At 69.2% G+C, this 22,052-nt stretch carries 20 protein-coding genes; 3 read left to right on the forward strand and 17 right to left on the reverse strand.

From position 1 onward, the window contains the following. Positions 1-26 precede the first annotated feature (26 nt). The 5 genes from ENE75_RS15900 to ENE75_RS15915 form a co-directional block, all read right to left on the reverse strand. Entirely contained in the window at positions 27-290 is a 264-nt protein-coding gene (locus tag ENE75_RS15900; protein ID WP_128199312.1) for an antitoxin, read from the reverse strand. A 203-nt stretch (positions 291-493) separates the two neighbouring features. Next, the gene (locus ENE75_RS15905; protein WP_158288971.1) at positions 494-1,039 is read right to left on the reverse strand and encodes a CRISPR-associated protein Cas4; all 546 of its coding nucleotides are present in this window, start codon (positions 1,037-1,039) and stop codon (positions 494-496) included. Continuing rightward, complete coding sequence (locus tag ENE75_RS25735) at positions 1,036-1,542, reverse strand: CFI-box extended C-terminal domain-containing protein (RefSeq protein WP_310733637.1); 507 nt, start codon at positions 1,540-1,542, stop codon at positions 1,036-1,038. The genes ENE75_RS15905 and ENE75_RS25735 overlap by 4 nt, the downstream gene beginning before the upstream one ends. Beyond that, positions 1,539-1,823 (reverse strand): hypothetical protein, encoded by a 285-nt coding sequence (locus ENE75_RS15910; RefSeq protein WP_128199314.1) that lies wholly within the window; start codon positions 1,821-1,823, stop codon positions 1,539-1,541. Before ENE75_RS15910 ends, ENE75_RS25735 begins: the two co-directional genes overlap by 4 nt. Continuing rightward, positions 1,820-2,857 carry a PRTRC system protein D gene (locus ENE75_RS15915; protein ID WP_128199315.1) on the reverse strand — a complete coding sequence of 346 codons (1,038 nt, stop codon included), beginning with the start codon at positions 2,855-2,857 and terminating at the stop codon, positions 1,820-1,822. Before ENE75_RS15915 ends, ENE75_RS15910 begins: the two co-directional genes overlap by 4 nt. A 1,447-nt stretch (positions 2,858-4,304) precedes the next feature. Between ENE75_RS15915 and ENE75_RS15920 the strand changes: the two genes are divergently transcribed. Continuing rightward, positions 4,305-5,477, forward strand: coding sequence for a phage integrase N-terminal domain-containing protein (locus tag ENE75_RS15920; RefSeq protein WP_128199316.1), 1,173 nt, complete (start codon positions 4,305-4,307; stop codon positions 5,475-5,477). Between the two features lie 28 nt (positions 5,478-5,505). On the opposite strand, the gene ENE75_RS15925 is transcribed toward ENE75_RS15920, so the two are convergent. From ENE75_RS15925 to ENE75_RS15980, 12 genes are all read right to left on the reverse strand, one after another. Continuing rightward, complete coding sequence (locus tag ENE75_RS15925; protein WP_128199317.1) at positions 5,506-7,647, reverse strand: ParB/RepB/Spo0J family partition protein; 2,142 nt, start codon at positions 7,645-7,647, stop codon at positions 5,506-5,508. Between the two features lie 138 nt (positions 7,648-7,785). Continuing rightward, entirely contained in the window at positions 7,786-8,244 is a 459-nt protein-coding gene (locus tag ENE75_RS15930; protein ID WP_128199318.1) for a helix-turn-helix domain-containing protein, read from the reverse strand. Between the two features lie 464 nt (positions 8,245-8,708). Beyond that, the gene (locus tag ENE75_RS15935; protein WP_128199319.1) at positions 8,709-9,650 is read right to left on the reverse strand and encodes an electron transfer flavoprotein subunit alpha/FixB family protein; all 942 of its coding nucleotides are present in this window, start codon (positions 9,648-9,650) and stop codon (positions 8,709-8,711) included. After that, positions 9,651-10,400: an electron transfer flavoprotein subunit beta/FixA family protein gene (locus ENE75_RS15940; protein ID WP_128199320.1), complete on the reverse strand. Its 750-nt coding sequence runs from the start codon at positions 10,398-10,400 to the stop codon at positions 9,651-9,653. A gap of 28 nt (positions 10,401-10,428) precedes the next feature. After that, positions 10,429-10,923, reverse strand: coding sequence for a MaoC family dehydratase (locus tag ENE75_RS15945; RefSeq protein WP_128199321.1), 495 nt, complete (start codon positions 10,921-10,923; stop codon positions 10,429-10,431). A 29-nt stretch (positions 10,924-10,952) separates the two neighbouring features. Further along, complete coding sequence (locus ENE75_RS15950; RefSeq protein ID WP_128199322.1) at positions 10,953-12,722, reverse strand: acyl-CoA dehydrogenase; 1,770 nt, start codon at positions 12,720-12,722, stop codon at positions 10,953-10,955. Positions 12,723-12,780: 58 nt separating this feature from the next. Continuing rightward, positions 12,781-13,698, reverse strand: coding sequence for a branched-chain amino acid ABC transporter permease (locus ENE75_RS15955; RefSeq protein ID WP_128199455.1), 918 nt, complete (start codon positions 13,696-13,698; stop codon positions 12,781-12,783). A gap of 80 nt (positions 13,699-13,778) precedes the next feature. Beyond that, positions 13,779-14,663: a branched-chain amino acid ABC transporter permease gene (locus ENE75_RS15960; protein WP_128199323.1), complete on the reverse strand. Its 885-nt coding sequence runs from the start codon at positions 14,661-14,663 to the stop codon at positions 13,779-13,781. Between the two features lie 115 nt (positions 14,664-14,778). Next, entirely contained in the window at positions 14,779-15,984 is a 1,206-nt protein-coding gene (locus ENE75_RS15965) for an ABC transporter substrate-binding protein (protein ID WP_128199324.1), read from the reverse strand. A gap of 61 nt (positions 15,985-16,045) precedes the next feature. After that, positions 16,046-16,738, reverse strand: a complete 693-nt coding sequence (locus tag ENE75_RS15970) for an ABC transporter ATP-binding protein (protein ID WP_199232331.1) — start codon at positions 16,736-16,738, stop codon at positions 16,046-16,048. 68 nt (positions 16,739-16,806) lie between these two features. Further along, positions 16,807-17,556, reverse strand: coding sequence for an ABC transporter ATP-binding protein (locus ENE75_RS15975; protein WP_128199326.1), 750 nt, complete (start codon positions 17,554-17,556; stop codon positions 16,807-16,809). Positions 17,557-17,565: 9 nt separating this feature from the next. Continuing rightward, complete coding sequence (locus tag ENE75_RS15980; protein WP_128199327.1) at positions 17,566-19,209, reverse strand: acyl-CoA synthetase; 1,644 nt, start codon at positions 19,207-19,209, stop codon at positions 17,566-17,568. Positions 19,210-19,375: 166 nt separating this feature from the next. Here ENE75_RS15980 and ENE75_RS15985 point away from each other — a divergent pair, with 166 nt between their 5' ends. Beyond that, on the forward strand, positions 19,376-21,334 hold the full coding sequence (locus ENE75_RS15985) for a PAS-domain containing protein (RefSeq protein ID WP_128199328.1): 1,959 nt from the start codon (positions 19,376-19,378) through the stop codon (positions 21,332-21,334). Next, a complete protein-coding gene (locus tag ENE75_RS15990; protein WP_128199329.1) occupies positions 21,327-22,043 on the forward strand; it encodes a response regulator in 717 nt (238 codons plus the stop codon). Before ENE75_RS15985 ends, ENE75_RS15990 begins: the two co-directional genes overlap by 8 nt. The last annotated feature ends 9 nt before the right edge of the window (positions 22,044-22,052 follow it).

A 22,052-nucleotide genomic window follows, 5' to 3' on the forward strand; every position in this document is an offset into this window, starting at 1 on the left:
GGCTGAAGCGCCTTCACGCACTCAGATCACAGAGCCTCGCACCCCCTCAGGAGTCGCTGGCCGGCCTGTCCAGCCTCCAACGCTGCAACCAAGTCAACGTCCGCCTCGCTCACGGCTCGCAGGGCCTCGAGCAGCGCAGCGCCGCGCGAGGCCTGCAAGGCATGGATCACCAGATCGCCCGACTTGTTACGCGAGATGCTGACATGGTCAGCGTCGAGTCGGAACTCTGCAGGAATGCGCACGGCCTGGCCGTCGTCGCTGTTGAAGACTGTGGTCGTGAGCCTTTCCATGCTGCTCTCCATTCGAGTACGTCGACATGCGCATCTTCGTTCAGGCATCGCCGGCGAGCAACGGCATCGGGCATGTTCCGCCTCTACCGCACTCGCCGCTGGTGCCGCGCGTCGTACACCGGCGGCTACTGCTTGTCGTCCCATGAGGCGACCCGTCGGATCAGCGAACACTGAACCCTTCGCCTGAAGTGTCGTGGCGCCACCTACGGTGCCAGCCCACATCGATCGCGAAACCCGCAGGCACGGCAAGTCCGCTGGCTTGCGGGCCAACGAGGCTCGACCAGTCCGCGCTGCAACGCTTCCCGTCGGCGCATCAGGTCCTCGACCTCCTCCCGGGCCATGAGGTTGACAGGCAGAGGAATCAGCGAGGTGCCCCGATGCCCCCGAGGAATCAGCACGTAGGCTTCATCGGCGACGGTGACGTGCAGTTCGTCCTCCATCGCCATTCGCTGCGCCGACAGCTGGATGACATCCGAACGCGTCACCATTGGGCTCGCACGGGTCTTCAACTCCACGAGCACCAGGATCCCCGATGGATTCCGATAGACCCTGTCGACGCGTGCGACGACCGGCCAGCGACCCGACGACCTGAACTGCCTCTCGACGAAGACCAGCTCGGCATCCCGGAGGCGCGCCGGTCTCTGCCTCCGCTCCTCGGCCGCAGCGCGCCTGCCAGCGATGACCCATCCGACGAAGCCGATCACGACGGCAAGAATCATCATCGCCAGTACGACTTCGATCATGTTCATCGTCCAGCCTCTCGTGACCACCACCTCCACAGCCAAGCGGCCTGCCCGAGCAGCCATCGCATGCATCCGAGAAGTGCCGGAGACGCTTCAAGCACCGCGCAGATGCGGGGACCGGCGCGGTAGTAGTGGTACACGATCGACCGTCCCCAGCCTCGGCGTCGCAGCACGGCATCCCGGAAGTGGCGGAGTGTCTGTGTCTGCCATCCCTCGCCGAAGGCCAGGGTGGCGACGAAGCAGCGCCCCTTCGGCCCAGGTGGCGGCACACGGCCAACACCCATGGCCAGCCTCGCCTGACGTTCGAATCGCGCATGGCAGACCAATCCGCGCTCCCGGGCCACTTGCAGCGGTCTGGAACGGGGGCGGCCATGCCGCTGCTCAAGGACGACCCACCGCTCGCAAAATCCCATCTCGGCCAGCCGGGAGGCGCTGAGCGCCCGTTCGGTCGGGTTCCCGTCCACGATCGACCTGCGTCCAGCCCGGCGTCGACGCTTGTCGACCTTCATTCCGGAATGGCAGGCTGAAACAGCCCGTTCGTCACCGCAGCGGCCTGTTGCACGTCAGGCTCCTTCGGGACCTTGACGGTGTCGGGCGTCTGCAGGCTAGCCATCGCAAACACGCCGTGCTGCGCCAGCAGGCCGTCGTAGGCCAGCAGACGCAGACGGTTGACCCGCTTGCGCCCCTGCCGAAACTGGCTCAGTTCATCGAACAGGCGCGGGTTCTCCTCGCGCGAGAGCTCGAACACCAGCCGGATCGGTCGAAGGGCTCCGCGTTCCTGCGCGCTCATGCACCACCCCCTGGTGCACGATCCGAAGGCGCCGGCGTCGCGAGCGACGTCATAGCGTAGTTCTGCCCGGCCAGCTGGAAGCCCCTCACGTTCGCGTAAAGGGGCTCCTTCACCTCGTGGATCCTGTGCTTGGGGAAGGCGGCCTTCACGGCCTTCTTGAAGAGGAACGCGCCGCCGCCGACGAGGATGATGTTCTGCAGGCTCTCGGGTGTCTCGATCCACTGGCGCATCGTCGACACGGCCTGCTGTGCCACGCTTTCGGCGATGGGAAGGTGCCGTTTCATGTCGTAGGGCTTCTGGAAGATGACCGGCGCCTTGCCGGTCCGCAGGGCGAGGTCGATGGCGTCGTAGTCGCGGTAGGGTGTCCCGATGTCCTTCGAGATCTCGGCCGCCATCAGGCGAAGCACGTCGGACATTCCCCGGTTGATCGAGTGCGACTGCTTCTGCACCAGCCGCATGCCGCGGCAGACCAGCCAGTCGAAGGTCCTCGATCCCGGGTCGATGACCAGGCTCTGCTCCGTGCCGATCGAGGCCAACTTCTCGTGCTCGGCCGCGTAGTGGACGAGCGCACCCTGCGGCTGCGCCACCGCCAGTGCCTTGCGGACCGTGATGGTCCGTCCCGCCGCAATCTCGTGGCTGCCCGTCATCGCCTTCTCGAGTGCCGCCTTCTTCAGTGCCAGCAGCGCGACGGGCAGCCCGACGACGAGCAGGTCGATGTGCGGCACCTTCATCATCGACAGCGCCCCGCGCAGCAGCGCCATGTACTCCGGCGACTCGGTGTACTCGTCGTGCAACTGCTTCGCGCGGAACGTGTCCGCGGCCAGGTGGATGTCCGGACCCACCTCATAGAACAAGGAGCCGACAGGGATGCAGACCGTCTTGCGCTTCTCCGCGGCAGGCATCGCCGACGTGTCGGCGCTCGACGGATAAGCGACCGATGGGAAGCTGGCACATCGGATGTCGGCTCCCGAGATGCCGGTGACGAATTTCGTGTTGCCTGACCCGACATCCACGGCTCTGACGATGAGTTCCATGCGTTGCTCCCTGGCGCAGTTGCCTGCCTTTGAAAGGCTGATCAGCGTCGCCGCACCGGGCCGCGTTCTCCACGCTCAATGGCCTCGAATCGGCGCGTCTTTCGACTTCAGTGCCAATGCAGGATCAGCGGAACTGCATCGCAGCGACAGAAGGCGCCCCGCGGCTCGCCATGAGCCTGTTCGCAGGGCGCACTTCTGTCACCACGGTCTCACCTCGCGCGGGCCTTTCAACCCCTGTCCAGTTCGGCGCGCGCGGACAGGCTGCGGACACGCCACCCAGACCGACGGCCGCGCGAGGTACCTGAGGCGGCAGCCTTGTCTGTCAACCCCGCGCCGTTGCTGGCGATCCGGGCCATTGCGACGCTAGATGGGCCCTGCCGCCGAATCTCGCGCCGTCAACTGCCTGCCCCAAGGGCCGCCCGATCAGGGGTCTTGCGGCGGGCGCTTCCCACGCGGCCTTGACCGTGGATGGCGTCGCGGTTTCCACTGTGGGCTCCCGAGGGCTCCTGGCCCGCTCCGTCCTCTCGAAGAAGACGAGCATTGCAGGCGTCGCAGTCGTTACCTGCCTCGTGCCTTCAACCGAAGTTCCCGTCCTGAGCGGGTGGCGCGACCGGCCTCGACCTCCAGAAGGATCGACGCTGCGAGCGTGCCGAGTCATCCACCCCAGCAGTGACCTGCCCGGTCCTTGCCAGCCGCATCCCCGCGATGACGGCTGGGCGCTCCTGCAAGCGCACCGGCGCAGCAGAACCCCGTGCCGGCACCTGATGCCGCGCACCGTTCCCGCCAGCCCTTGAGCACGCGCGCATGACGCGCATCGCGCGGCGTGATGGCCTCCATGAGGCTCCCCGCACGACCCTCGCTCATCAACTCGACACCGCCCTGGACTCTCGGTCAGGGGTGGACCCATGCGAGCGGCCGGCGCTGCACACCAGGCCTGATCCACCGAATGACCCAGGGCTCAACCCTGGCGTCGATGTCGCACCCAGCCCCGAGCGGGGTGGACATCACCCTTGTCGTCGCGTCGCAGAAATGCGCAGACGGCCTGGATCAACGTGTTCCATTTTTAAGTCTGACCGAGCTGACCAGGCCCCTCGCCGAAGACCATGAGGAGCCCGGACAGCAAAGCCATGGGTGGGTGTGGCGCTGCAGAGATCGACCGCCGCACCGACGTTGCACACGATCTCCATCGCCGTGGGCTTGCCAGGAATCGGCCCCGGGGATGTCCAGATGGATTCCTCCAATTCCGGTCCCCCGGAGTGTTCATCCACCGGCGTGCTGTTCGGGCAGTCCGCCACCTTGCAGAAAGTCCACCATGTCCCGTATCCGCCGTGAAGAACCCTCACGCCGCCGCCGGCAGGCACCGCTCTCCCTCAACGACCGCCGCAACGACCCGCGCAATGGCTCCACCCTGCCCCCCTCATCCACGCGCCCTCCCAGGAACACCTCGATGACCTCGGCCAGCCCAGGCCGCTTGCATGGCCAGGACTCGCCACGCCGCCAGAACTGGGCCGGCAAGTCGCCCCAGCAGGTGCTGGACATGTACCCGCCGGGCAGGACGCCCGTGAACCGGGTGGTGGACGTGCTGATCGAGCTGTTCAACCCGCTGCACACCGCGCTGGAGAAGACCGTGTCGCACAAGACGCGCTACGAGCGCGCCCACTTCCTGCGACGCTTCTTCCGCGAGCTGCACACCGACGCCGGCTTCAAGCTGGCGCCCGATCCCCGCAACCTGGGCCAGCGGCATGTCCAGGCGATGGTGAAGGTCTGGCAGCGCCGGAAGCTTTCGCCGGGGACGATCCAGACCTACCTGAGCTTTCTGCGTGGCCTGGCGATGTGGCTCAACAAGCCGGGCTTCATCCGCAGGCCCGAACACTACGGCCTGACGCCTGACGAGTACGAGCGCCACGAGAACGCGCAGCGCGACAAGAGCTGGAGCGGCAACGGCATCGACGTGGAGGCCTTGCTGGCCCAGGTCTCTGCCTACGATGCCCGCATCGGTGCGTCGATGCGCCTGATGGTGAAGGTCGGCCTGCGGCGCAAGGAGTCCGTGATGTGCCGCCCCTACGCCCATGTCCACGCCTTCGAGGAGACAGGCCTGCCCGACGAACAACGGGAGGCGGATCGGTATCTGTGGACAAAGGGCAAGGGAGGCCGTGCGCGCTGGCTGCCGCTGGCCACCGAGGAGCAGCAGTCGGCCATCGCGCATGCCCGCAGCGTGGTCAGCGGCCATGACGCACACATGGGGGCGCCGGATCGGGACCTGAAGTCCAACCTCCGTCGCCTGGACTATGCGCTGCGCAAGTTCGGCCTCACGAAGCGCGAGAGCGGCACCACCGGGCACGGGGCGCGGCACGACCACCTTCAAGGCCAGTACCAGGACACGACGGGCACGCCCGCGCCGGTGCGTGGTGGTGGGCCTGTCGATCAGGACCTTGACCGCCAGGCGCGGCTGCGTGTGGCCCGTATCGCGGGCCATGCCCGCCTGCGCTCGGCCGGCGCCTACATCGGTGCGGTCCGGCGCTCGCCTGCAGGGAGCCGCGACCCGGCCCAGGGCGAGACCGGTAAGCCCGGGCCGCGGAGCATCGGGGACGACGGTGACACGCCTGTCCCGATCGCCTGAGCCTGCCCGGTCCGGGCCGGCCCTGCGTTCAGGCGCAGGCGGGCGCCTCGGTCCGGGCACGATCGTTGGCGTCGACCTCCTCGCCACCCGACGCCGGGGCATCGGCGTGCGGCTGCACGCGCAGGCAGTCGGGCAGCCAGCCACGCCCGGCGAGCAGTTGTTCGGCCTGCGCCACCGCGGCATCCTTCTTCAGCGCCGCGAGCGGACCTGCCGCCTTGGCGCCGGCCACGGTGTGCACCACTTCGACCACCCTCGCCTTGGACACGTGCTGAAGGTAGGCCTCCCCCGTCGCCGACCACCATCGCGTCATGTCCAGGCCGAGGGCGCGGGCCAGACCGTCATTGACCGGTCGGCCGGCGTCGGTGACGGCAATGCCGTTCACGGTGGACGCGACCAGGAAGGTCAGCAGCCGCTGCACCGTCTGCGGCGGCTGCCGCAGCATCCAGTCGAACACCTCGTCGGGTTCCTTGGGCAGGTTCTCGATCCAGGCGATGCGGTCGGCTTCGATGCGCCGGGCCGCCGGGCTCGCCTCGATGTCCTCGGCCGCGCCCCGCAGCTCGTGCTGGTTGCCGGTCGCGCTGATCGCCAGCAGGTTTGGCAGTCGGTAGGCGCCATGGAGCGGGTCGGCCAGCAGCTTCAGCGTCAGGTGGGTCGCCAGTGCCGCCAGCGAAACCTCGGGGCGGTCCAGCAGCTCGGCCTGGATCGCGGCGACACGGTGGGCCGTGAGGCGGCGCATGAGCTTCTCGGAGTGCACGGGCCGTGCCGTGGCGCCGGCTGCCGATGGAAGCGACTGCAGGGCCGGGAGCCCCGAGCCGCGCGCAGAGTCCGCGCCGTCTTCCGAGCCGCCGCCACCGGCCGACTTCTGTCCGGCAGCCTCGGTGATGGCCTGCGCCAGGTCGGCCCGATCCTCGGGACGGATGAGCCCTGCCTTGACCGCGGCACGGCCGTCCGTGCCCACATGCAGCACGCATCCGGCGAGCGCCATCCAGGCCACGGGCCATTCGGTCAATGCCTCGAGCCTGGCCTTGCGCTCTTCCTCCAGCCCATCGGCCTCGGACTCCAGGGCGAGGAAGGCACGGTCGCGCGACGCGTCGTCCTCGTCGGCGCCGTCGTTCGCCTCGCCGCCATCGCTGACGCCCTCGCCGGCATCACCATCGCCGTCGCGGTCCACCAACGCGTCCATCTGCTCATGCAGGGCAGCGATGCGCGTGTCCAGCGCCTTCAGCGCCTGGGCTTCCTCGGGCGTCGGTGCGCGGCGGGGCTTGCGCAGCTCGCCGTGCTTGACGTACTCGTCGTAGGCGAAGCGCGGACGGATGTCGACCCACTTCCAGCCTTCAGACAGCAGTTGCTTCGCGCGCTTGCCCAGTTTGTCGGCGGCGAGGCGCTCCAGCAGGGCCGGGTCCAGCAGGTAGGCCTTGCGGTCGTCGTCGCTGAACAGGTCGCGGCGCAGGGGGCCGCCGGCCTTCTCGTAGGCCTTGACGGTGACGAACCGGGCCAGCGGGTCCGCGTCCGATTCGATCTCGCCCCGGGTCAGCAACTGGCGCAGATGCTCCGGGCGCTGGTTCCAGCTCGGCAGACCGGCCCAGGCCTGCTCCTGGCGCTGATGATCGTCGACCGAGGCCAGCACCATGAGGCAGTCCAGGCCGATGCCGCCTTCGCGGTACAGGGCCATCAGCTGGGGCGAGACGGTGGCGAGCTTCATGCGCCGCTTGACGATGAGCGGCGTCACGCCGAAGGCTGCGGCCACGTCCTCGACGGACTTGCCCTGCGCAAGCAGTCTGGCGAAGGCGGCGAACTCGTCGGCCGGGTGCATCGGCACGTGGAAGCAGTTCTCGGCAAGGCTTGCGACGAGCGCCTTGTCAGCCGGCACGACGAGCACCGGCACGGGGTAGTTGTCGGCGATGTCGCCCTGCTGCACGAGCAGCGTGAGCGCGGCGAGCCGCCGTCCGCCGGCGCAGACCTCGTAGCGCCCGCGCGCCGCCTGGACGACGACGAGGTTCTGCAGCACGCCGCTGTCCTTGATCGACGCGGCCAGTTCCGGCAGCGACATCGCGGGCGTCGTGGCGCTGCGGGCCTGGTGGTCCTCGGACAGCACCAGCTTGTTGAAGGGAACGAAGGTGCGAGGGGACGCCTCGATGATGGCGTCGACCTCGGCTTTGGAGAATTTCATGAGGGACTCCTGATTGGTTGCATGGCAGGCCCGCGGCCCACCATGCAGTCAGGATCCCATTGAGCCCGTGCACTTCAAGGGTGGCGAGGAGCGCTCGCCGGTGGTTCGGTCAGGACGCCGGACCGCGCGTCGGCTCGCCTACGACTGCTCGCCCGACTTCAGGGCTGCCAAGCGCTCCACCACCTCGCGCTTGCCAACCCCGCGCAAGGCAGCGATGGCCGCGAGGTTCCTGCCCCTGGGGCGCGCCTTGCCCTGTTCCCAGGCGTACACGCTTTGTCCCGATGCGCCGACCAGCAGCCCGAAATCCGCAGCCGACAGGCCCAGGCGCTTGCGATTGCTGGCCATGCCGGAGGCGCGGAACCGGAAATTGTCGGCCCCGTCCCCTTCCTCGACCGCAGGTGGCGATGGCAGCCGAGCGGGGGCGGCGCGCGCGGACTGCCGCACGGACCGCTCCAGTTCGCTGACCCTGCGCTTCAACGCGGCGCTTTCCGCGCGCGAAGCCGCGAGCGCCTTCCTGATCGAATCGACCTCGCTGCGCAACTCCTTGCGAGCCAGACGAACGATCTCGGCCTTGAGCACGGATGCAATGTTGGGCATACAAGGATTGTGCCAAGAGCTCGAGGAAGGGCGGGGGTCGTGTCTACGGGTGGAAGCCGTCAGGAGCAATGTCGCACTTCAAGAAGCGACCGCTTTCCGGCGTTCAAATCAGCGACGCCGCTGTCCCTGGACGACCCATAGCCGCCAGTCGGGCTTCTCCATGGCTGCCGACGCTCGGCCGTCACCTAGTCGAGTTTCGCATCCGCAAAGCAGGCGTTGGCGGCCACCGGCGGCCGACCACAACCGGACTGTTGCAACGGCCAAGCGAATGTTCCTTCAAGACTGGACACCGTCATCCCGTGTTGGTGTCTCCACGAGAGTTCGCATGAGCGGCACCCACTCGCTGTTCGCCCAAGCGAATCCCCGCTTTCACGAGAGACCCTATCCTTGTAAAGGCTGTGGCCATGGTCATTCAGTGAGAGCTTGATCAGCCGCAGCACCGTGTCGGGCGCCGCCGCCTCATCTCATAGAGCGCCCGTAAGCTCCGGCACGGCCTCGAACAGATCGGCCTCCAGGCCGTAGTCGGCGACGCTGAAGATCGGGGCCTCGGGGTCCTTGTTGATCGCGACGATGACCTTGGAGTCCTTCATGCCGGCCAGGTGCTGGATCGCGCCGCTGATGCCGGCGGCGATGTAGAGCTGGGGCGCGACGATCTTGCCCGTCTGGCCGACCTGCCAGTCGTTCGGCGCATAGCCCGCATCGACCGCGGCGCGGCTGGCGCCGAGCGCGGCGCCGAGCTTGTCGGCCAGCGGCTCCAGCACCTCGTGGAACTTCTCGCTCGAGCCGAGCGCACGGCCGCCGGAGACGATGATCTTGGCCGAGGTCAGTTCCGGCCGGTCGAGCTTGGCGATCTCGCTGCCGACGAAGCTGGACCCGCCGGCCGCGGCCATGGCGGGCACGCTCTCGACCGCGGCGCTGCCGCCGGTCGCGGCCGCCGCATCGAAGCCGGTACTGCGCACGGTGATGACCTTGACGGCGTCGGTGCTCTGCACCGTGGCAATCGCATTGCCGGCGTAGATCGGGCGCTCGAAGGTGTCGGCGCTGACCACCTTGCTGATGTCGCTGACCTGCGCCACGTCCAGCAGCGCGGCCACGCGCGGGCCGATGTTCTTGCCGCTGGCGGTGGCGGGCAGCAGCACGTGGCTGTAGTCCTTGGTGTCATTCACCAGGGCGACGATCTGGGCGGCGACGTTCTCGGCCAGGCCGTGTGCGAAGCCTTCAGCGTCGGCGTGCAGGACCTTGGCCACACCGGCGATCTGGCTGGCGGCCTGGGCGGCGCCGCCAGCGTCGTGGCCAGCGACCAGGACATGGACATCGCCGCCGCAGGCGGCCGCGGCGGTGACGGTGTTCAGCGTCGCGGGCTTGACCTGCGCGTTGTCGTGTTCGGCAATGACGAGGATCGACATTCAGATCACCTTCGCTTCGTTCTTGAGCTTGTCGACCAGCGTAGCGACGTCCGGCACCTTGACGCCGGCACCGCGCTTGGGCGGCTCACTGACCTTGAGGGTCTTGATGCGCGGGGTGACGTCGACGCCCAGGTCCTCGGGCTTGACGACGTCCAGCGTCTTCTTCTTGGCCTTCATGATGTTGGGCAGCGTGACGTAGCGCGGCTCGTTCAGGCGCAGGTCGGTCGTGACGACCGCCGGCAGCGTCAGGCTGACCGTTTCCAGACCGCCGTCGACCTCGCGCGTGACGGCCACCTTGCCGTCGGCCACCTCGACCTTGCTGGCAAACGTGCCCTGCGGCCAGCCGGCCAGCGCGGCCAGCATCTGGCCGGTCTGGTTGCAGTCGTCGTCGATCGCCTGCTTGCCCAGGATGACGAGCTGCGGCTGCTCCTTGTCGGCCAGCGCCTTCAGCAGCTTGGCCACGGCCAGGGGCTGGAGCTCTTCCGCGGTCTCGACCAGGATGGCTCGGTCGGCGCCGATCGCCATCGCGGTGCGCAGCGTCTCCTGGCACTGGGTGACGCCGCAGGACACGGCGATCACCTCGGTGGCCACGCCCTTCTCCTTCAGGCGCACCGCCTCCTCGACGGCGATCTCGTCGAAGGGGTTCATGCTCATCTTGACGCCCGAGAGGTCGACGTCCGAACCGTCCGCCTTGACGCGCGCCTTGACGTTGTAGTCCAGCACGCGCTTCGTGCACACCATGACCTTCATGCGATCGTCTCCTCGTGTTCGGGGGGGCTTAGGCGGTCACGCCCGCAGCCGTCGCCTGGGCCACCTGGGCCATCTGGGCGGCCTTCGCCTCCCGCCGCGCGCGCGAGGTCGTCATGACCTGCGCCTCGCCCTCGATGACCACGGTGTCGCGCACGCTGCACACGGTGGACAGCACGGCGCGCGCCTTGGCGGTGTCGACAGACACCACGGTGACGCAGGCGTGCACCGTGTCGCCCGGACGCACCGGTGCCTTGAAGCGCATCTGCTGGCCGAGGTAGATCGTGCCCGGGCCGGGCAGCCGGTTGGCGACGGCGGCGGAGATCACGCTGGCGGTCAGGAAGCCGTGCGCGATGCGGCCGCCGAAGGCGGTGCCGGCGGCGAACTCCTCGTTCACGTGGACGGCGTTGTTGTCGCCCGAGACGCCGGCGAACAGCACGATGTCCGCCTCGGTGATCGTCTTGGAGAAGGTTGCGCTCATGCCGGGCTGCAGGTCCTCGATGTCGTGGCCGTTCATCTCGTTCATGGGGAGTTCCTCGCGGTCGGGTTCGGGTGTCAGAGCTGGTCGGCGGTCAGTCCGAGAGTGGACGCCGCGCCGCGCAGGACGCCGTCGCGCCAGGCCGCGGCGTGCGGCATCACGTGCAGGGCGAAGTGCAGCGCCGTCACCCGCTTGGCCGCGAGGAAGTCTTCGCCGTCGCTGCCACTGTCCAGCTGTGCGGTGGCGGCGACGGCCGCGCGCGTCAGCAGCCAGCCGCCGATGACCGTGCCGGCCAGCCAGAGGTAGGGCACGGCGGCGGCCGCGGCCTCGCGCGGCGCCTGGCCGAGCAGGCCGTCGGTGGCCTCGTCCAGGGCCTGCACGCCTCGTTGCAGCGAAGCATGCAGGTCGACCAGCAGGGCGTCGGACTCGTGCCCGACGGCGTTCGCGTCGGCACGCATCTGCGCCAGCAGGCCCTTCATCGCCGTGCCGCCGTCGCGCGCGAGCTTGCGGCCGATCAGGTCGTTGGCCTGGATGCCCGTCGTGCCTTCGTAGATCGTCGTGATGCGCGCGTCGCGCTGGTGCTGCGCGGCGCCGGTCTCCTCGATGAAGCCCATGCCGCCGTGGACCTGCACGCCGGTGGCGGTGACCAGCTGCGCACCCTCGGTGCACCAGCCCTTCACGACCGGGATCAGCAGGTCGACCAGGGACTGCGCCTGGCGCCTCGGCCCGGCCTCGGGATGGCCGTGCGCGCGGTCCATCCAGCCGGCGGCGAAATAGGCCAGCGCACGCTGGGCCTCGGTGCGCGCCTTCATGTCCATCAGCATGCGTCGCACGTCCGGATGGCCGGCGATGGTGGCGTCGCCGACCAGGGTCCTGCCCTGCACGCGCTCCAGCGCGTAGCCGCGGGCCTGCTGGTAGGCGCGCTCGGAGATCGCCACGCCCTCCAGCCCGACGTTCAGACGAGCATGGTTCATCATCGTGAACATGCAGGCCAGGCCCTGGTTCTCCTCGCCGAGCAGGTAGCCGATCGCGCCCGGTCCCTCGCCGAAGCTCATGACGGCCGTGGCGCTGGCGCGGATGCCCATCTTGTGCTCGATGGAGGCGCAGGTCAGGTCGTTGCGGTCGCCCAGGCGGCCGTCGTCCCCGACGAGGTACTTCGGCACCAGGAACAGCGAGATGCCCTTGACGCCCGGCGGCGCGTCGGGCAGGCGGGCCAGCACGAGATGGACGATGTTCTCGGCCATGTCGTGCTCGCCCCAGGTGATGAAGATCTTCGTGCCGCTGATGCGGTAGTGGTCGCCCTCGCGCACGGCCTTCGCGCGCAGCGCGGCCAGGTCGGAGCCCGCCTGAGGCTCGGTCAGGTTCATCGTGCCCGTCCAGCGGCCTTCGACCATCGGCGGCAGGTAGCGCGCCTTGAGCGCCTCGCTGCCGTGGTGCACGATCGCCTCGACCGCGCCGAGCGTGAGCATCTGGCACAGGCTGAAGGCCATGTTGGCCGACTTCCACATCTCCAGCACCGCGGTGGACAGCAGCGTGGGCATCCCCTGGCCGCCGAAGTCGACGCTGGCCGGCATGCCGTTCCAGCCGGTCTCGCAGAAGCTGGCGTAGGCTTCCTTGAAGCCGTCGGCCGTGTGCACCGCGCCAGCGTCCCAGCGGTTGCCCTGGCGGTCGCCGGGCTGGTTCAGCGGTGCGAGGACCTCGGCCGCGAACTTGCCGGCCTCCTCCAGGATGGTCTCCACCAGGTCGGGGGTGACCTCCTCGTGGCCGGGCTGGGCCAGCACGGCGTCCAGGCCGCCGATCTCCTTCATCGTGAACAGCATCTCGCGCACGGGGGCGACGTAGCTCATGGTGGGGTGCTCCGGGTCGATGGGTGGGGCGGAAGAAGGGCCGGGTGCGTGGAGGGGTTCACTCGTCGGGGGCGCGCCGACCGCGCAGGGCCAGCAGCTCGCCGACGACGCCGCGGCGGAAGGCCAGGACGCAGGCCACGAAGATCGCGCCCATGATCACCATGACCCAGGAGCCGACCTTGTCGGCCAGTTCGTTCTCCAGCGTCACGATGACGAGCGCGCCGACGGCCGGCCCGAACAGCGTGCCCACGCCGCCGATCAGCGACATCAGCACCACCTGGCCGCTCATGTGCCAGTGCACGTCGGTCAGCGTCGCCAGCTGGAACACCAGCGCCTTGAGCGCGCCGGCCGTGCCGGAAAGACCGGCGGACAGCACGAAGGCGAGCAGCTTGTGCCGGTTGACGTCGTAGCCCAGCGAGATGGCGCGCGGCTCGTTCTCGCGAATGGCCTTCAGCACCTGGCCGTACGGCGAGTGCACGGTGCGCTGGATGAGCCAGTAGCCCAGGACGAACACGGCAAAGACGAAGTAGTACATCGCCGTGTTGTCGTTGAGGTCGATCAGCCCGAACAGCCGGCCGCGGGGCACGCCCTGCAGGCCGTTCTCGCCGCCGGTGAACGGCATCTGCAGCGCCAGGAAGAACACGAGCTGTGCCAGGGCCAGCGTGATCATCGTCAGGTAGATGCCGCTGCGGCGGATGGCCAGCCATCCGAACAACGCCCCGAGCGCGGCCGCGAAGGCCGTGGCCCCGAGGATCGCGAGCTCGGGCGACAGCCCGTGGTCCTTGGCCAGCGACGCGCCGATGTACGCGGCGCCGCCGAAGAAGGCTGCGTGGCCGAACGACAGCAGGCCGGCATAGCCCAGCAGCAGGTTGAAGGCGCAGGCGAACAGCGCGAAGCACAGGACCTTCATCAGGAAGGTCGGGTAGATCAGCCAGGGCGCGGCGAGGCCGAGCAGCAGGGCGATGCCCCAGGCCATGAGGTGGCGGTTGCCCGAGGCCGGTGCGGTGGCGGGCGGGGTCGACGTGACGGTGGACATCGGGGTCTCCTTCGCAGGCGTCAGGCCTGCTTGCCGAACAGCCCGGCCGGGCGGAAAAGCAGCACGAAGATCATGATCACGAAGATCACGACGGCGGAGGCTTCGGGGTAGACGACCTTGGTCAGGCCCTCAACGAGGCCGAGGCCGAGACCGGTGAGGATGGCGCCGGCGATCGACCCCATGCCCCCGATCACGACGACGGCGAACACCACGATGATCAGGTTGGACCCCATCACCGGGTTCACCTGCACCACCGGCGCGGCGAGCACGCCGGCGAAGGCGGCCAACGCGGTGCCGGCCGCGTAGGTGGCGGTGACCAGCACCGGCACGTTGATGCCCAGCGCCTGCACCAGGTCCGGCCGCTGCGTCGCGGCGCGCAGCGTCGCGCCCAGGGAGGTCCGCTCGATCACGTACCAGGCGGCCAGGCACACCACCAGCGAGGCGACGATCACCCAGCCGCGGTAGATCGGCAGGAACATGAAGCCCAGGTTCACGCCGCCAGCGAGCTGCTCGGGCACCGGGTAGCTCTCGCCCGAGACGCCGAAGTAGTTCTTGAACAGCCCCTCCAGGATGAGCGACAGCCCGAAGGTCAGCAGCAGGCCGTAGAGGTGGTCGAGCTGGTACAGGCGGCGCAGCATCGTGCGCTCGATCACGACCCCCAGGGCCCCCACCACCAGTGGCGCGACGATCAGCGCCACCCAGTAGTTCATGCCCAGGCGGTTGAAGGCGAGCAGGGCGACGAACGCGCCCAGCATGTACTGCGCGCCGTGCGCGAAGTTGATGATGTTGAGCAGGCCGAAGATGATGGCCAGGCCGAGGCTGAGCACGGCGTAGAACGACCCGTTGATCAGGCCCAGCATGAGCTGGCCCATCAGGACCTGGATCGGGATGTCGAAGAGCGGCATGGCGGCGTGTCCTTCCAGAGCGCACCGGCCCGGCCCGCACGGGACAGGTGCGGGGCGGCGGCCGGGTGGAGCGCATGGGCGGGGCGCCCCGGCGGCGCCCCGCATCCGGCGGCGGTTACTTCTTGACCAGCGGGCAGCGCGACTGCGACAGCGGCTGGAAGGCGTCGGCCGCGGGGATCGTGGCCTTCACGCTGTAGTAGTCCCAGGCGTACTTCGAGTCGGCCGGCTTCTTGACCTGCACCAGGTACATGTCGTGCACCATGCGGCCGTCGTCGCGGATGCTGCCGTTCTTGGCGAAGAAGTCGTTGATCGGCAGCTTCTTCATGTTGGCCATCACCGTGGCCGCGTCGTCCGAGTCGCCCGCCTTGACCGCCGACAGGTAGTGGTACACGGAGCTGTACTGCCCGGCCTGCACCATCGTGGGCATCTTCTTCTGCTTCTCGAAGAAGCGCTTGGACCAGGCGCGCGTCTCGTCGTTGCGGTCCCAGTAGAAGCCCGTCGTCAGGTACATGCTCTGCGTCGGCTTCAGGCCGAGCGCGTGCACGTCGGTGATGAACATCAGCAGGCCGGCCAGCGACTGCGTGGGCGTGACGCCGAACTCGGCCGCCTGCTTGATCGCGTTGGTGGTGTCCGCGCCCGCGTTGGCCAGGCCGATGATCTGCGCGCCCGAGGCCTGGGCCTGCAGCAGGAAGGACGAGAAGTCGGAGCCCGGGAACGGGTGGCGCACCGAGCCCACGACCTGGCCGCCGTTGGCCTTGATGACGGCACTGGAGTCCTTCTCCAGGGCCTGCCCGAAGGCGTAGTCGGCGGTCAGGAAGAACCACTTCTTGCCGCCCTGCTGCGTCACCGCCTTGGCAGTGCCGTTGGCCAGCGCGTAGGTGTCGTAGGTGTAGTGCACCGTGACGTCGTTGCACTGCTCGTTGGTGATGGGGGTGGAGGCGGCGCCGCTGATCAAGGCGATGCGGTTCTTCTCCTTGGCGACCTTCATCACGCCCAGCGCCACCGACGTCGTGACCAGCTCGGTGGCCGTGTCCACGCCCTCGCGCTCGAACCACTCGCGCGCCTTGTTCGACGCGATGTCGGCCTTGTTCTGGTGGTCGGCGGTGAGCATCTCGACCTTGAACGACGGCTTCTCCTTGGCGATGAAGTCGTCGATCGCCATCTGCGTGGCCAGCACGGCGCCGCTGCCGGCCAGGTCGGCGTAGGTTCCGGACAGGTCGGTCAGCACGCCGATCTTGACGACGCCGCCGGACACGGCGGCTTGGGCGCCGGCGGCGGCGAGGGCGAGGGTGACGGCCAGGGCGATGGGGCGCAGTTGCATCGGATGTCTCCTTGTGGATGCGGTGGGGAGGGATGGGGTAGGACGCGGACGCGGCGCGTTGTCACACGCCGAGCAGCGCATGCAGCTCGTCGGTCTTGGATGCCAGCTCAGCCTGGTCGATGGTCATGACAACGCGGCCGTGCTCGAGCACGTAGTGGCGGTCCGCCAGCGGGGCCGCGAAACGGAAGTTCTGCTCGACCAGCACGATCGTGAAGCCGCGCGACTTGAGCAGCCGAATGACCTCGCCGAGCTTCTTGACGATCACCGGCGCCAGGCCCTCGGTGATCTCGTCGAGCAGCAGCAGCCGTGCGCCGGAGCGCAGGATGCGCGCCATGGCCAGCATCTGCTGCTCGCCGCCGGACAGCCGGGTGCCGGGGCTGTGGCGGCGCTCGTACAGGTTGGGGAAGATCTCGTAGATCTCCTGCACCGTCAGGCCGCCGGAGCGCACGATGGGGGGCAGGCGCAGGTTCTCCTCGGTCGTCAGGCCGGCGAAGATGCCGCGCTCCTCCGGGCAGTAGCCCACGGCCAGCCGCGCGACGCGGTGCGGCGCCATGCCGACCAGCTCGTTGCCATTGAACATGATCGAGCCGCTGCGCCGCCCGACCAGGCCCATCACGGCCTTGAGCGTCGTCGAGCGCCCCGAGCCGTTGCGGCCCAGCAGCGTGATCAGCTCGCCCTCGTCGACGTGCAGGTCGATGCCATGCAGCACGTGCGACTCGCCGTAGAAGGCGTGCAGGTCGGCGACGCGCAGCATCTCGTTGCCCCAGGCCTTGTGTGCCGCGGGCCCATGCGACCGTGCGTGGCGGGGGGTGGCGACCGTGCTCATGCTTCGACTCCGACATAGGCCTCGAGCACGCGCGGGTCGTTCGAGACCTCCGCGTACGTCCCTTCGGCCAGGATCTCCCCGCGCTGCAGCACCGTGATGCGGTCGCACAGCTTCTCGACCACCGACAGGTTGTGCTCCACCATCGCGACGGTGCGCTTGGCGGCCACGCGCTTGATGAGCTCGGCGACGCGGTCCACGTCCTCGTGGCCCATGCCCTGGGTGGGTTCGTCCAGCAGCATCAGCGCCGGGTCGAGCGCCAGCGTCGTCGCGATCTCCAGCGCGCGCTTGCGCCCGTAGGGCATCTCGACGGCCAGGGTGCGCGCAAAGCTGCCCAGATCCACCTGCTCGAGCAGGTCCATCGCCTGGTCGTCGAGGACGCGCAGCGAGCGCTCGGCACGCCAGAAGTGGTAGGACGTGCCGAGCCGGCGCTGCAGCGCCACGCGCACGTTCTCCAGCGCCGTCATGTGGCCGAAGGTGGCCGAGATCTGGAAGGAGCGCACGACGCCACGGCGGGCGATCTGGGCCGGCTCGTCGCGCGTGATGTCCACGCCGTCGTAGAAGATGGTCCCGCGCGTGGGCTGCAGGAACTTGGTCAGCAGGTTGAAGACCGTGGTCTTGCCCGCGCCGTTCGGTCCGATCAGCGCGTGGATGGTGCCGCGCTGGATCTTCAGGTCCACGTTCTGGACCGCGGCGAAGCCCTTGAACTCCTTGGTCAGGCCCCGCGTCTCGAGGAGGTAGTCGCTCATCGGGGTGCCTCAGTCGATCGCGCTGGCGGACTGGACCCGCGCGCGCAGCTGAAACTTCTGGATCTTGCCGGTCGAGGTCTTGGGCAGCTCGCCGAAGACCACCCGCTTGGGCACCTTGAAGCGCGCGAGCTGGCTGCGGCAGAACTCGAGGACGCCGGCCTCGTCGGCCTGGGCGCCGGCCTTGAGCTCGATGAAGGCGCAGGGCACCTCGCCCCACTTGGCGTCGGGCAGCGCGACCACGGCGGCCAGCATCACCGCCGGGTGGCGGTGCAGGACGTCCTCGACCTCGATCGACGAGATGTTCTCGCCGCCGGAGATGATGATGTCCTTGCTGCGGTCCTTGATCTTGACGTAGCCGTCCGGGTGCATGACCGCCAGGTCGCCGGTGTGGAACCAGCCGCCGGCGAAGGCCTCCTCGGTGGCGCTCGGGTTCTTCAGGTAGCCCTTCATCACCACGTTGCCGCGGAAGAAGATCTCGCCGATGGTCTCGCCGTCGGCCGGCACCGGCTGCATCGTCTCGGGATCGAGCACGGTGACGGCCTGCTGCAGCGGGTAGGTCACGCCCTGGCGCCCGTTCAGACGTGCGCGCTCGTCGGCCGGCAGGTCGTCCCAGGCGGCCTGCTTGGCACACACGGCGGCCGGGCCGTAGACCTCGGTCAGCCCGTAGACGTGGGTCAGCGAGATGCCGGCGGCCTCGCAGCCCTCGATCACGGCGGCCGGCGGCGCGGCGCCGGCGATCAGGCCCTTCACCTCGTGCGCGATGCCCTCGCGCAGGCCGGCCGGGGCGTTGATCAGCATGCTGTAGACGATCGGGGCGCCGCACATGTGCGTGACGCCGTGCTCGCGGACGAGCGGGAAGATCACCGCCGGGTCGACCCGGCGCAGGCACACGCTGGTGCCGGCCACCAGCGCCATCGTCCAGGGGAAGCACCAGCCGTTGCAGTGGAACATCGGCAGCGTCCACAGGTACACGGGGTGGTGCGGCAGGCTCCACGCGATGACGTTGTTGGCCGCGTTGAGGTAGGCGCCGCGGTGGTGCGTGACCACGCCCTTGGGGTTGCCGGTGGTGCCCGAGGTGTAGTTCAGCGCGATCGCGTCCCACTCGTCGGCTGGCAGCTGCCAGGCGAAGGCCGGGTCGCCCTCGTCCAGCAACGCCTCGTAGGTGATCTCGCCGAGGCGTTCGCCCGGCGGGGCGAGCAGGTCCTCGACCTCCACCACCAGCGGGCGGCGCGCGCCCAGCATCGCCAGCGCCTTGCCGACGACGGGCGCGAACTCGCGGTCCGTCAGCAGCACGCTGGCCTCGCCGTGCTGCAGCATGAAGGCGATGGCCTCGGGGTCGAGCCGGGTGTTCAGCGTGTTCAGCACGGCGCCGCTCATCGGCACGCCGAAGTGCGCCTCGAACATGGCCGGCGTGTTGGGCAGCATCGCGGCCACGGTGTGGCCGACGCCGACGCCACGCCGGCTCAGGGCACTGGCCAGGCGGCGGCTACGGGCGTAGGTGGTGCGCCAGTCCTGGCGCAGGTCGCCGTGGACGATGGCGATGCGGTCCGGGTAGACGTGCGCGGCGCGTTCGAGGAAGCTCAGGGGCGACAAGGCCACGTGGTTGGCCGCGTTCCTGTCCAGCCCGATCGCGTACGGATTGGCGAGTGCCATGGTGTCTCCTGTGGCGTGCGCAGCGATCAGGGGTCGCCGCTGCGGACGCAAGGATGAGAGACGACCTTTGCATCACCTCCGATGCAATGTGACGAATGTTTGCGTGGCCCCTCGGGGCGTCGCCCGGCTTCCTAGAATTCCCGACATCACGCCGAACCTGGCCGCCATGTCCACGCCCTCTTCGCCCATCGAGGACCCGCTGAAGCGCTACCGGTCGCTGCAGGCGGCGCTGGACCTGATCGACCAGGGCTTCACCTTGATCGACAACGACCTCGGGCTGCTGGCGTGGAACCGGTCGTTCCTCCGACTGCTGGACTTCCCGGACACGTTGGCCTTCCCGGGGGCGCCGTTCGAGGGTTTCATACGCTACAACGCCGACCGCGGCGAGTACGGGCCTGGCGACGCCGCCGCGCAGGTGGCCGAGCGGGTGGAGGCGGCGCGGCGCTTCGAGTCGCACGAGTTCGAGCGCGTGCGCCCGGACGGCACGGTGCTGAAGGTGCGTGGCGTCCCGGTGCCCGGGATCGGCTTCATCACGCTGTACTCGGACATCACGGCACAGAAGCGCGCCGAGCGGCAGATTCTGGAGCATGCCGCCGAGCTCGAGCGCCGCGTGGCCGAACGCACGAGCGAGCTGAGGCTGAGCGAGGCGCAGATGCGCCTGATCACGGACAGCATCCCGGCGCTGATCGCCTATTTCGACCACCGCAAGGCCTACCGCTACATCAACCGTGGCTACCAGGACTGGTTCGGCCTGGACCCGCGGCGGCTGGACCGTGTCAGCGCGCGCGAGTTCCTGGGGGACACCACCTACGAGGCGATCCGGCCCAACGTGACGCGTGCCTTTGCCGGCGAGGCCGTGACCTACGAGTACGAGGCCCGCTGCGTCGACGGCCGCGTCCGCACGGCGCGCACGACGCTCATCCCGGAGAAGTCGGCCGACGGCGCCGTGGTCGGCTGCTTCGAGCTGACCTTCGACGTGTCCGAGCTGCGCCGCACGCAGCAGCAGCTGGCGCAGGCCGAGAAGATGGAGGCGCTCGGCCAGCTCACCGGCGGCATCGCGCACGACTTCAACAACATGCTGACGGTCATCATCGGCAACTTGGGCGCGCTGCGCGAGCGCATGGGCGACGGCGAGCAGGCCGCCGACTTCGTCGACCCGACCTTGGCCGCCGCGCGGCGTGGCGTGGACCTGATCCGCGCGCTGCTCGGCTTCGCCCGCAGGCAGCCGCTCAACGCGGGGGCGGCCGACATCGCGCCGCTCGCGGGCACGGTGGTTAAGCTGCTCCGCCGGTCGATGCCCGAAGGGCTGAAGCTGGAGGTCGACGCCGGCGAGAAGCCGCTGCGCGCCTGGGTGGACGCCAGCCAGTTGCAGGACGCGCTGGTCAACATGATCCTGAACGCGCGCGACGCCAAGGCCAGCCGGGTCACGGTGCGCACCGCGCCGGCCGTGCTGACGCCCGAACGCGCGGAGGAACTGCAGGCCACGCCCGGCCCCTGCGTGCGCATCGACGTGGCCGACGACGGCCAGGGCATGGACGCCGCCACCCGGGCGCGCGTCTTCGAGCCCTTCTTCACCACCAAGCGCCACGGCGCCGGCACCGGCCTGGGCATGTCGATGGTCTACGGATTCGTGCGCCAGTCCGGCGGCGCGATCGACATCGACAGCGCGCTCGGGCGCGGGACCGTGGTGTCGCTGTGGCTGCCCGTGGCCGCCGGCGCGGAACGGGCCGACATCGAGGTCGAGGCCGCCGGGGCCGAGCGCGTGGCCGGGCGCTCGCTGGCGCTGCTGGTGGAAGACGACCCCGACGTGCGCAAGGTGGTGCGGCGATCGCTCATCGACCTCGGGTTCGCCGTGGTCGAGGCCGAGAACGGCACCGAGGCGATGACCATCCTCGACCACACGCCCCAGATCGACCTGCTGCTTTCCGACGTCGTGATGCCGGGCCCGGTGGACGGTCGCGAGGTGGCACGCCACGCGCTGGCACGGCGCGTGCCCCGTGTGGCGCTGATGAGCGGCTACGCGCCCGGCGAGATCGGGAACGGGCCGGAAGGCGTGCCCATGCTGGCCAAGCCCTTCACCCAGCGGCAGCTGGCCGACCTGGTGCGGCACCCGGCCCGTGACTGAGCCCCACCGCGCGCTCGTCTTCGTCGTCGACGACGACCCCGAGGTGGTGCGCCTGGTCACGCGCACGCTGGGCGAGTTCGACTTCGCGACCCAGGCCTTCCGAGACGGGGCCTCGGTGCTGCGGCGCTTGATGACCGAGCGGCCGGACCTGTGCATCGTGGACCTGGGCCTGCCGGACATGGACGGCATCGAGCTGGTCCGCGAGATCGCCCGCCGCTGCGACTGCGGCATGCTGATCCTCACCGGCCGCGGCTACACCGCCGACCGCGTGATGGGGTTGGAGGGCGGCGGCGACGACTACGTGGTCAAGCCCTTCGAGCCGCGCGAGCTGGTGGCACGGGTGCGCAGCATCCTGCGCCGCCGCGGCGGCGGCGCGTCGGTGGCGGGCGCCCTGCAGCGCCGCTATGCCCGCTTCGGCGACTGGACGCTGGACTGTGCCGCCAACACCCTGCGCGGCCAGGACGACGGCGAGCAGGTGCTGGGCACGGCCGAGGCGCAGGTGCTGCGCACCTTTCTCGAACGCCCCAACCAGATCCTCACGCGCGAGCAGCTGATGGGCACGCGCGACCTGTCTCCCATGGACCGCAGCATCGATGTGCGCATCTCGCGCCTGCGTCGGCGTCTGGAGTCCGATCCGCACAACCCCAGGATGATCAAGACCGTCTACGGCGCCGGCTACATGTTCTGCGCCGTCGTCAGCTGGTCGTAGCGCGCGCCG

Source organism: Rubrivivax albus (assembly GCF_004016515.1).
Taxonomy (GTDB): domain Bacteria; phylum Pseudomonadota; class Gammaproteobacteria; order Burkholderiales; family Burkholderiaceae_C; genus Rubrivivax; species Rubrivivax albus.